Annotated in this window: 11 protein-coding genes; 8 read left to right on the top strand and 3 right to left on the bottom strand. The window is 58.3% G+C overall.

Annotated features, from left to right (window positions below; translation table 11 throughout):
• Positions 1-195: 195 nt before the first annotated feature.
• Complete coding sequence (gene tyrS / locus ACW9JC_RS25335) at positions 196-1,395, bottom strand: tyrosine--tRNA ligase (RefSeq protein ID WP_457458381.1); 1,200 nt, start codon at positions 1,393-1,395, stop codon at positions 196-198.
• A 213-nt stretch (positions 1,396-1,608) separates the two neighbouring features.
• Here tyrS and ACW9JC_RS25330 point away from each other — a divergent pair, with 213 nt between their 5' ends.
• Positions 1,609-3,027: an OapA family protein gene (locus ACW9JC_RS25330; protein ID WP_457458379.1), complete on the top strand. Its 1,419-nt coding sequence runs from the start codon at positions 1,609-1,611 to the stop codon at positions 3,025-3,027.
• 3 nt (positions 3,028-3,030) lie between these two features.
• On the top strand, positions 3,031-4,122 hold the full coding sequence (locus ACW9JC_RS25325) for an anhydro-N-acetylmuramic acid kinase (protein WP_457458377.1): 1,092 nt from the start codon (positions 3,031-3,033) through the stop codon (positions 4,120-4,122).
• Positions 4,123-4,189: 67 nt separating this feature from the next.
• On the opposite strand, the gene erpA is transcribed toward ACW9JC_RS25325, so the two are convergent.
• Both erpA and argC read right to left on the bottom strand, forming a co-directional pair.
• Entirely contained in the window at positions 4,190-4,540 is a 351-nt protein-coding gene (gene erpA, locus ACW9JC_RS25320) for an iron-sulfur cluster insertion protein ErpA (protein WP_007906865.1), read from the bottom strand.
• A gap of 168 nt (positions 4,541-4,708) precedes the next feature.
• Positions 4,709-5,743 carry an N-acetyl-gamma-glutamyl-phosphate reductase gene (argC, locus tag ACW9JC_RS25315; protein WP_457458375.1) on the bottom strand — a complete coding sequence of 345 codons (1,035 nt, stop codon included), beginning with the start codon at positions 5,741-5,743 and terminating at the stop codon, positions 4,709-4,711.
• Positions 5,744-5,878: 135 nt separating this feature from the next.
• Between argC and hemJ the strand changes: the two genes are divergently transcribed.
• The 6 genes from hemJ (at position 5,879) to coq7 (ending at position 10,401) form a co-directional block, all read left to right on the top strand.
• Positions 5,879-6,307, top strand: coding sequence for a protoporphyrinogen oxidase HemJ (gene hemJ, locus ACW9JC_RS25310; protein WP_338583443.1), 429 nt, complete (start codon positions 5,879-5,881; stop codon positions 6,305-6,307).
• Positions 6,308-6,340: 33 nt separating this feature from the next.
• Entirely contained in the window at positions 6,341-7,309 is a 969-nt protein-coding gene (locus tag ACW9JC_RS25305) for an NAD(P)H-dependent flavin oxidoreductase (protein WP_457458372.1), read from the top strand.
• Between the two features lie 72 nt (positions 7,310-7,381).
• Positions 7,382-8,338 carry a DUF805 domain-containing protein gene (locus ACW9JC_RS25300; RefSeq protein WP_457458370.1) on the top strand — a complete coding sequence of 319 codons (957 nt, stop codon included), beginning with the start codon at positions 7,382-7,384 and terminating at the stop codon, positions 8,336-8,338.
• Positions 8,339-8,399: 61 nt separating this feature from the next.
• Positions 8,400-9,188, top strand: a complete 789-nt coding sequence (locus ACW9JC_RS25295) for an SDR family NAD(P)-dependent oxidoreductase (protein WP_416127529.1) — start codon at positions 8,400-8,402, stop codon at positions 9,186-9,188.
• Between the two features lie 79 nt (positions 9,189-9,267).
• Complete coding sequence (locus tag ACW9JC_RS25290) at positions 9,268-9,606, top strand: histidine triad nucleotide-binding protein (protein ID WP_008027110.1); 339 nt, start codon at positions 9,268-9,270, stop codon at positions 9,604-9,606.
• 147 nt (positions 9,607-9,753) lie between these two features.
• A complete protein-coding gene (coq7, locus tag ACW9JC_RS25285; protein ID WP_338583451.1) occupies positions 9,754-10,401 on the top strand; it encodes a 2-polyprenyl-3-methyl-6-methoxy-1,4-benzoquinone monooxygenase in 648 nt (215 codons plus the stop codon).
• The last annotated feature ends 58 nt before the right edge of the window (positions 10,402-10,459 follow it).

Raw genomic sequence — 10,459 nt, 5'->3', positions numbered from 1 at the left:
AGGCGAATTCTACAGCGTTACACGCTGCTGTCAACACCTCTTTTTCAACTTCCTTCTGGCTTCGATGAACTGAAGCAACTTGCTGTCGAAAACTTCGTAACTAGTTGTTTACAAAGGAGTTTTCCGTTTCGACTGCGCCGGAAGTGGGGCGAATTATAGGCTTCTAAAATTCGCCGTCAACCCTTAATTTCAGGTTTATTCGGATTTGAGCGTAATACGCGCAAATGCCTTCTTTCCGGCCTGGCAGACGTGAGTCGCGCCCAGCGCGTATATAAAGGTGCGATCGACGACCTCACCATCTATACGTACACCACCGGAACCGAGGAGATCCCGCGCCACAGCAGAGTTCTTCACCAGGCCTGCCTTATTAAGGACAGCAGCAATCGGCATGTCCTCGGCAGCAGTCAACTCGATCTCAGGCAGATCATCCGGCAGCTCACCATCCTTCATACGGTTACCCGCCGCACGATGAGCATTGGCCGCAGCCTCCTCACCATGGAAACGCGCAACAATCTCTTCGGCCAGTTTGATCTTGATGTCACGCGGATTGGCACCCGCCTCTACATCAGTACGGAAAGCATTGATCTCATCCATGGAACGGAAGCTGAGCAACTCGAAGTAACGCCACATCAGCGCATCAGGAATGGAGACCAGCTTGCCGTACATCACGCCCGGCGCTTCCTGGATACCCACGTAGTTGCCCAAGGACTTGGACATCTTCTTCACGCCATCCAGACCTTCGAGCAATGGCATGGTCAGAATGCACTGTGCTTCCTGGCCATAACCACGCTGCAGCTCACGCCCCATCAGCAAGTTGAACTTCTGATCGGTGCCGCCCAGCTCGACATCAGCACGCAAGGCAACAGAGTCGTAACCCTGGACCAGCGGATAAAGGAACTCGTGAATGGCGATCGGCTGATTGGTGGTGTAACGCTTGTCGAAGTCATCACGCTCAAGCATGCGTGCCACGGTGTACTGTGAAGTCAGGCGAATGAAGTCGGCCGGCCCCATCTGATCCATCCAGGTGGAGTTGAAGGCCACTTCGGTTTTCGCGGGATCAAGAATCTTGAAGACCTGAGTCTTGTAGGTCTCGGCGTTTTCCAGAACCTGCTCACGGGTCAGCGGAGGGCGAGTCGCACTCTTGCCGCTCGGATCGCCAATCATCCCGGTGAAGTCGCCAATCAGGAAGATCACCTGATGACCCAACTCCTGGAACTGGCGCAGCTTATTAATAAGCACGGTATGACCCAGGTGCAAATCCGGCGCGGTCGGATCGAAGCCTGCCTTAATACGCAGCGGCTGGCCGCGCTTGAGCTTTTCAACCAGCTCGGACTCGACCAACAGTTCTTCTGCACCACGTTTGATCAGCGCTAGCTGCTCTTCAACCGACTTCATAACAGACCCGCAAGGCTCAGATTCAAAGGGGACCAACCATACAAGATCGCACGTCAAATACAAGGTTTGCCCGGCGCACGGACGCCAAACCACGGACATAACATCCGTAGACTTGCTTCAGAGATGATTTGGTTATATTTTATACAGTTATTTCATCTTCATCATGTCATTCATCTTTTCCAATTCATCTTTTTCAAAGTCAAAACACTACTTATGACCAAAGAATCGTCTAAAGCGCCACCGCTTTACCCGAAGACCCACCTGCTCGCAGCAAGCGGTATTGCCGCGCTTCTGAGCCTGGCGCTTCTGGTATTCCCTTCCAGTGATGTTGAAGCCAAAAAGACAACCCTGAGCCTTGAACTGGAAAGCCCTGCTGAACAACTGACACAAGAACAAGACGCTGCTGAGGCCGTCCAAGCCACAAATGAGCCAGCAGCTTCTCCTTTCGCGCAGATCGATAACAGCGCAGAAGACACCCAGGAAACCGCTCAAACCGAACCTGCACCGGTCGCCGAAGAAAAGAAGGCGCCAAACCACAGGGAAGTGACAGTCGCCAAGGGCGATACTCTCTCCACACTGTTCGAGAAGGTGGGTCTGCCGGCAACGGCGGTGCATGAAGTGCTTGCCAGCGACAAGCAAGCCAAGCAATTCAGCCAGCTCAAGCACGGGCAGAAACTTGAATTCGAATTGAACCCCGAAGGCCAGTTGACCAGCCTGCACAGCAAGGTCAGCGACCTCGAAACTATCACCCTGAGCAAGAACGACAAGGGTTATACGTTCAATCGCATTACCGCCAAGCCAACCGTGCGCTCCGCCTATGTCCACGGCGTGATCAACAGTTCGCTGTCGCAGTCCGCCGCACGTGCCGGCCTGTCCCACAGCCTGACCATGGACATGGCCAGCGTCTTTGGCTATGACGTCGATTTCGCCCAGGACATTCGCCAGGGTGACGAATTCGATGTGATCTACGAGCAGAAAGTGGTCAATGGCAAACCGGTCGGCAATGGCCCGATCCTGTCTGCGCGCTTTACCAACCGCGGCAAGACCTACACCGCCGTGCGTTACACCAACAAACAAGGCAACAGCAGCTACTACACCGCTGACGGCAACAGCATGCGCAAGGCGTTCATCCGTACCCCGGTAGACTTCGCCCGTATCAGCTCGAAATTTTCCATGGGTCGCAAGCACCCGATCCTGAACAAGATCCGCGCCCACAAAGGCGTCGACTACGCAGCCCCGCGCGGTACGCCGATCAAGGCAGCTGGCGATGGCAAAGTATTGCTGGCCGGGCGTCGTGGTGGTTACGGCAACACCGTGATCATCCAGCACGGCAACACTTACCGCACGCTGTACGGCCACATGCAGGGCTTTGCCAAGGGCGTCCAGACTGGCAGCAACGTCAAGCAGGGTCAGGTGATCGGCTACATCGGTACCACTGGCCTGTCGACCGGCCCGCACTTGCACTATGAGTTCCAGGTCAACGGCGTGCACGTTGATCCGTTGGGGCAGAAAGTGGCAATGGCCGATCCGATCTCCAAAGCCGAACGTGCGCGCTTCCTCGCGCAGAGCCAGCCGCTGATGGCGCGCATGGATCAAGAGAAATCCACGCAACTGGCTTCGAGCAAACGTTAAGCCATGGCGCTCTATATAGGTGTGATGTCCGGGACCAGCCTTGATGGCCTGGACATTGCGCTGATCGAGCAAGCACCGGCGATCAGGCTGATCGCCACGCATTACATCCCTATGCCTGAATCCCTGCGCGCCGAACTGCTTGGCTTGTGCGCCAGCGGTCCGGACGAGATCGCCCGCTCCGCTATCGCCCAGCAGAACTGGGTGAAACTGGCCGCACAAGGCGTTAACGCCCTCCTTGCCCAACAGCAGCTCAAACCTGAAGACATTCGCGCGATTGGCAGCCACGGGCAGACCATCCGCCATGAGCCCGCGCGCGGCTTCACGGTGCAGATCGGCAACCCGGCCCTGCTGACTGAGCTCACTGGCATCACCGTGGTCAGCGACTTCCGCAGCCGCGACGTCGCTGCCGGTGGCCAAGGCGCGCCGCTGGTTCCAGCCTTCCACGAAGCCCTGTTTGAAGAACGCGCTGGCAACCGCGCCGTACTGAACATCGGCGGCTTCAGCAATCTCAGCCTGATCGAGCCTGGCAACCCAGTCGCCGGTTTCGATTGCGGACCAGGCAATGTGTTGCTGGATGCCTGGATTCACCAGCAACGCGGTGACAACTACGACCGTGACGGCCAATGGGCCGCTAGTGGCAAGATCGAGCCGATTCTATTGAAGGCGCTGCTCAGCGATCCATTCTTCGTGTCCCAAGGTCCGAAGAGCACCGGCCGGGAAGTGTTCAACTTGCCATGGTTGATGCAGCACCTCGCGCAATTGCCTGCCTTCCCCGCCGAGAATGTACAGGCAACGCTGCTTGAGCTGACTGCACTGACCATCACCGAATCGCTGCAAAGTGCCCAGACAGACACTCAAGAAGTGCTGGTCTGCGGCGGTGGCGCGCACAACTCGACACTGATGAATCGCCTGGCCAGCCTGTTACCGAAGGCGAAAGTCAGCAGTACTTCCGCATACGGAGTAGACCCGGACTGGGTCGAAGGCATGGCGTTTGCGTGGCTTGCCCACTGCTGCCTCGAAGGCATCGCCGCCAATCGCCCAAGTGTCACCGGCGCTCGCGGTTTGCGCGTATTGGGCGCCATCTACCCCGCATAAACCCCGGACAGCAAAACGCCGCAGGGCCGTGAGGCCATGCGGCGTTTTGATGAAACTGGCGCGCTGATCAGATCGAGAACGAAGAGCCACAGCCACACGTGGTGGTCGCGTTCGGGTTCTTGATGACGAAACGCGAACCTTCAAGACCTTCCTGGTAATCCACCTCGGCACCTGCCAGGTATTGGAAGCTCATCGGATCGACTACCAGACTGACACCTTCGCGCTCGACGATGGTGTCGTCATCGGCCACTTCCTCATCGAAAGTGAAGCCGTACTGAAAACCTGAACAACCGCCGCCCGTAACGAATACGCGCAGCTTCAAGCGATCATTCCCCTCTTCATCGACCAGGCTCTTCACCTTGTGCGCGGCACCGTGGGTGAATTGCAAAGCCGTGGGGGTGAAGGATTCGACGCTCATGCTGACTATCTCCCGGCGTTACGCCGTCATATTGCGTGATGACGCGCATTATCCGCTTCTCCTAGAAAAGCGGTCAACTATTGTTATGGTATATCAACCAATCCATTCGCCAGCCCAAAATGCAAAAAGGCCCGTTCAACGGGCCTTTTCACTGTACGCAATCAAGCCTTACGGCAGCATGCCCGCATGGGACAGACCCAGACGCTCGTCCAGACCGAACAGGATGTTCATGTTCTGTACCGCCTGACCGGACGCGCCTTTGACCAGATTGTCGATCACCGACAATACGACCACCAGATCACCATCCTGCGGACGATGCACCGCGATACGGCAAACGTTGGCACCGCGCACGCTGCGGGTTTCCGGATGGCTGCCAGCAGGCATGACGTCGACGAACGGTTCGTTGGCATAACGCTTTTCGAACAGCGCCTGCAAATCCACCGAGCGATCCACGACAGTTGCGTAGAGCGTCGAGTGAATCCCGCGGATCATCGGCGTCAGGTGCGGAACGAAGGTCAGGCCAACGTCCTTGCCTGCTGCACGACGCAGCCCTTGGCGGATTTCCGGCAAATGACGGTGCCCTTTGACGGCATAGGCCTTCATGCTTTCCGACGTTTCGGCGTACAGCGAGCCTACGGAAGCGCCACGGCCAGCACCGCTGACCCCGGATTTGCAGTCGGCGATCAGGTGCGCAACATCGGCCAGACCCGCTTCGAGCAATGGCAGGAAACCCAATTGCGTAGCGGTCGGATAGCAACCCGGCACAGCAATCAGGCGCGCTTTCTTGATTTGTTCACGATTGACTTCCGGCAGGCCGTAGACCGCTTCGTCCAGCAACTCCGGCGCACCGTGCGGCTGGCCGTACCACTTGGCCCACTCATCAGCATCCTGCAGACGGAAGTCGGCCGACAGGTCGATGACCTTGGTCCCGGCCGCCAGCAACTCACCCGCCAAGGCATGCGCAACACCGTGTGGCGTAGCGAAGAACACCACGTCGCAAGCGCCCAGGGTCTTGATGTCCGGAACGCTGAACGCCAGGCCGTCGTAGTGGCCTCGCAGGTTCGGGTACATGTCGGCGACGGCCAGGCCGGCCTCGGATCGGGAAGTGATGACAACCACTTCAGCTTGCGGATGTTGCGCCAACAGACGCAGCAGTTCGACACCGGTGTAACCCGTGCCGCCGACGATACCGACCTTGACCATAAACCTGCCCTCAACGAACCCACTGGAAAGCCGTCGATAATAGGGCCCGTATCGTCCTGCGACAACCGGCAAGGTGACGTGCGGACGCTCAAGCCTCTACTATCCCGGCTACCGTGAACCTGGGAATAACTAAAAATGCTTTATCTATGGCTCAAAGCTTTTCACATCATCAGCGTTGTGTGCTGGTTTGCCGGCCTGTTCTACCTGCCGCGCCTGTTCGTTTACCACGCACAAAGTGAAGACACGATCAGTAAGGAACGCTTCAGCGTCATGGAGCGCAAGCTGTACCGGGGCATCATGGGCCCGGCGATGATTGCCACGCTGATCTTCGGCGGTTGGCTCATCTACCTCAATCCCGGCATCTTCAGCCAGGGTGGCTGGATACACGCCAAACTGACCCTGGTCGTGTTGCTGATCGGCTACCACCACATGTGCGGCGCACAGGTGAAACGTTTTGCCCGTGGCGAGAACACCCGCAGCCATGTCTTTTTTCGCTGGTTCAATGAAGTGCCGGTTCTGATATTGCTGGCAATCGTAATTCTGGTCGTCGTTCGACCGTTCTAACTCCAGGAAACATAACTCATCGGGGTACTTCCAATGTCGCTGCCCGCTCTGCTCGAACAACGTTTGCGTCTGCCCGTGGTGGCGGCGCCGATGTTCCTGATTTCCAATCCGCAACTGGTGCTCGCCTGCTGCCGCAATGGCGTGGTGGGCAGTTTTCCGGCCCTGAACCAACGCGAGAGCAGCGGGTTCAAGGCCTGGCTGGAAGAGATCGAGGCCGGGTTGGCGACGCTGGAAAACCCCGCGCCGTACGCGGTAAACCTGATCGTCCACAACAGCAATCCACGGCTGCAAGCTGACCTGGAGATTTGCATCGAGCACAAAGTGCCGATCGTGATCACCAGCCTCGGCGCAGTGAAGGAACTGGTCGACGCAGTGCACAGCTACGGAGGCTTGGTGTTCCATGACGTGACGACTCGCCGCCATGCCGAGAAGGCCGCCGAAGCTGGCGTGGATGGTTTGATCGCCGTCGCCGCGGGAGCTGGCGGGCATGCCGGGACCTGGAGTCCATTCTCGCTGATTGCTGAAATCCGGCAGTTCTTCGACAAGACCCTGTTGCTGGCCGGGTGCCTGAACCACGGCCATGAAATCCTCGCCGCGCAATTGCTCGGTGCGGATTTGGCCTACTTCGGTACGCGATTTATCGGCACCACCGAAAGTCATGCGCCTGACGCCTATAAAGAGATGCTGCTGACTGCCAGAGCCGCAGACATCGTCCATACTCCAGCGGTATCGGGTGTGCCGGCGAGCTTCATGCGCCAGAGCCTGGAGGCCGCCGGTTTCGACATGGCCGCGCTGCAAAACAAGGGCGAGGTCAATTTCGGCTCCAAGCTCAAGCCGATCAGCGATGAAGCCAAGGCCTGGAAAACCGTGTGGTCTGCGGGTCAGGGTGTTGGCGAAATCGATGATTTGCCGAGCGTCGATCAACTGGTGGCGCGCCTCGACGCCGAATACCGCAAGGCACTCGAGCAGGCCGCACAACTGCATCAGCGCTGGCCACGCTGAAAATCCGGGCCAGCCACGCCAGGCTGGCCTTACACTCCGAATTCATACACTCGCGACAAGGATGCCTCGGCAATGAGCGAAAACCGTTTCAAGATCGTCTTCGACGGCACGCTGCTGCCGGGTGTTGATCTCTCCACCGCCAAGCTCAATCTCGCCGCGCTGTACAAGAGCGAAGTCGCCGCCGTCGAACGTCTGTTCAGCGGTCAACCGGTCACACTCAAACGCGAACTGTCACAAGCCGATGCACAGACGTATCTGCAAGCCCTGAAGAATACGGGCATCGACGCCCGTATAGAATCCGAAACCTCGGTTGAACTGAATCTGGCCGACATTCAGCATCACGTCCCTGCGGCCACCTCGTCAGAACCCGAATCCCCTTACGCGCCGCCGCAAGCCCGTGTCGGTGAAAGCCTGCCCGAATTCGCCACGCTCAAGCCCTTCGGTGTCGAAGGACGTATCGGACGCCTGCGTTTTCTCGCGTGGTCGATGGTGTTGAGCCTGATTACAATTGCAGTCGTCGCCGTATTTGCCCTCGTCGGCCTGGCCCTCGTCAGCTCCGATTCGACTGCCGGCCTGATCGTCGGCGGCATCCTCGCCTTCTTCCTCTGCCTCGGGTTTCTCATCGTCAGCATCATGATTAGCGTTCAGCGCTTGCATGACATCGGCTGGTCAGGCTGGTTGTGGCTGCTGAACCTGGTGCCGTTCGTAGGCAGTTTCTTTCCATTGGTGATGCTGGCGATGCCGGGCACCAACGTCGCCAACCGCTACGGCGCGCCACCACCGCCCAATAGCACGGCGGTCAAGGTGTTGTCGTCGTTGTGGGTGGTGTTGATCGCGCTGATGATCGTCGGCGCACTGGCGGGCGGGATCTCAGCCATTCAGGACGAATACGAAAACACTCTCGAAAGCAGCTACCAGAGCGGTTCGGTGACCACCGAAGAAATCGACGTCGAGACCGAATCACCGGCAAATTCCGCCGACGATGCAGCCGAAGAAGCCCAGCCCCCTGTAGACTCTGCGCAAGAATGAACAGCGCTCCCCGCCCGCGACACCTGCGTCGCGGTGTGGAGCTGTTGCGATGGAGAACTGCATGACCCGTTACGCTCTGATCACCGGCGCTTCCAGCGGCATTGGCCTGGCCATGGCCGAAGCGCTGGCCCGCCGTGGCCGCAGCCTGATACTGGTGGCCCGACAGCGTGATCAGCTGGAAAGTATTGCGATTGAACTGACTCAACGGTTTGGCGTGGAAGTGTTATTCCGCGCCTGCGATCTGGGCGAACCGCTGCGGCTGTCCGGATTCCTGCTGGAACTGGAAGAAGGTGACCGGCAGATCGATCTGCTGGTGAACTGCGCCGGCATTGGCACCTGTGGCCCGTTCCTGGCTCAGGACTGGATGACCGAACAAGACCTGATCGAAGTGAACATTCTGGCCCTTACACGCCTGTGCCATGCAATCGGGAACAGCATGGCGCTGCAAGGTGGCGGGCAGATTCTCAACGTTGCCTCGGTCGCCGCGTTCCATCCTGGCCCATGGATGAGCACGTATTACGCGAGCAAGGCGTATGTGCTGCACTTTTCCGAAGGCCTGCGCGTCGAGCTGAAAAAGTGTGCGGTCAAGGTCTCAGTGCTTTGTCCCGGTCCGACCCGCACCGCATTTTTCCGCACTGCGCAGCTGAACAACGACAAACTGGCAAACAGCAATTTGCTGATGAGCCCGGAAGAAGTTGCGCTCTACACCGTGCGCGCGCTGGAGAAAAATCGCGCGATCATTATTCCGGGACGGCGCAACCGCTGGTTCGCCGCCCTGCCCCGGTTCGGCTCACGCTGGCTGATCCGGACGATCACTGGCATGGTCATCAAGGCTCACTGCCCGCGCTGACTGTTTACAGGTAAAAGGCTGGGCTCGGGAATAACCCATGAGTACACTCAGGCCAGCCCAAACAACGGAGAAAACAGCTGTGGATACTCTGTTCACCAAGATCATCAACCGGGAAATCCCGGCCAAGATCATCTACGAGGACGACCAGGTACTGGCCTTCCACGACATCGCCCCACAGGCACCGGTGCATTTCCTGGTGATTCCAAAGAAACCGGTGCGCACCCTCAACGACCTCACTGAGGACGACAAGGCATTGGCCGGGCACATTCTGTTCACTGCCCAGCGCCTGGCCCTGGAGCTGGGTTGCGAAAAAGGCTTCCGCGTTGTCATGAACTGCAATGAAGAAGGTGGGCAGACGGTCTATCACATTCATATGCACGTGCTGGGTCAGCGTCAGATGCACTGGCCACCGGGCTGATTGCAGCAAGCCCGATGGGAACGGCGCAGCGTCGCTCCCATTGGGGTATCACAGCATTGTCATGACAATTGCAACACAATGACCCAGCGCAAACCTTCCCCGGCCGATTGGGTTAAACTGGCCGCCGAGATTCCTCCGGAGGTCAGCATGACTACCCAACGTCACTACTCGCCGATTGACCGCCTTCTGCTGCAAGCCGATGCCGCGATGCGTACCTTGCTGCCTTTCAGTGGCCAACCGTACCGTCCGTCGCCCGCCATCGTGCAGCCGGATGTGAAAATGAGCGACGAAGACACCCGCCACGTCGCCGGTCTGATGCGCATCAACCATACCGGTGAAGTCTGCGCCCAGGCGCTATATCAGGGTCAGGCCCTGACCGCCAAGCTGCCGCAAGTGCGCGCTGCCATGGAACATGCCGCCGAAGAAGAAATCGACCATCTGGTCTGGTGCGAGCAACGCATCCATCAGTTGGGCAGCCACACCAGCATTCTCAACCCGCTGTTCTACGGCATGTCGTTCGGGATTGGCGCGGTTGCGGGGCTGATCAGCGACAAAGTGAGCCTGGGGTTTGTCGCGGCGACGGAAGATCAGGTCTGCAAGCACCTGAACGAACACCTGGAACAACTGCCGGCCGAGGATGAAAAGTCCCGGGCGATTCTTGAGCAGATGCGCATCGATGAAGAACAGCATGCCGAAAGCGCACTGGATGCCGGTGGTTTCCGTTTTCCGGCGCCCGTGAAGTTCGGGATGAGCTTGATGGCCAAGGTGATGACCAAGAGTACTTATCGGATTTGATCACTGCGGGCTTTTTGTAGGAGCATGGCTTGCCCGCGATGGCGGTCTCAAGGACGCT

This window comes from Pseudomonas sp. SDO5591_S426, from assembly GCF_054070755.1.
Note: the sequence above shows the minus strand (reverse complement) of the source record. Positions and strands in the feature narration are given on the sequence as shown.

Excerpts from the sequence above, each read along its gene's own strand:
- tyrS (WP_457458381.1), bottom strand. The coding sequence starts at position 1,395 with ATGAAGTCGGTTGAAGAGCAGCTAGCGCTGATCAAACGTGGTGCAGAA.
- ACW9JC_RS25330 (WP_457458379.1), top strand. The coding sequence starts at position 1,609 with ATGACCAAAGAATCGTCTAAAGCGCCACCGCTTTACCCGAAGACCCAC.
- ACW9JC_RS25325 (WP_457458377.1), top strand. The coding sequence starts at position 3,031 with ATGGCGCTCTATATAGGTGTGATGTCCGGGACCAGCCTTGATGGCCTG.
- erpA (WP_007906865.1), bottom strand. The coding sequence starts at position 4,540 with ATGAGCGTCGAATCCTTCACCCCCACGGCTTTGCAATTCACCCACGGT.
- argC (WP_457458375.1), bottom strand. The coding sequence starts at position 5,743 with ATGGTCAAGGTCGGTATCGTCGGCGGCACGGGTTACACCGGTGTCGAA.
- hemJ (WP_338583443.1), top strand. The coding sequence starts at position 5,879 with ATGCTTTATCTATGGCTCAAAGCTTTTCACATCATCAGCGTTGTGTGC.
- ACW9JC_RS25305 (WP_457458372.1), top strand. The coding sequence starts at position 6,341 with ATGTCGCTGCCCGCTCTGCTCGAACAACGTTTGCGTCTGCCCGTGGTG.
- ACW9JC_RS25300 (WP_457458370.1), top strand. The coding sequence starts at position 7,382 with ATGAGCGAAAACCGTTTCAAGATCGTCTTCGACGGCACGCTGCTGCCG.
- ACW9JC_RS25295 (WP_416127529.1), top strand. The coding sequence starts at position 8,400 with ATGACCCGTTACGCTCTGATCACCGGCGCTTCCAGCGGCATTGGCCTG.
- coq7 (WP_338583451.1), top strand. The coding sequence starts at position 9,754 with ATGACTACCCAACGTCACTACTCGCCGATTGACCGCCTTCTGCTGCAA.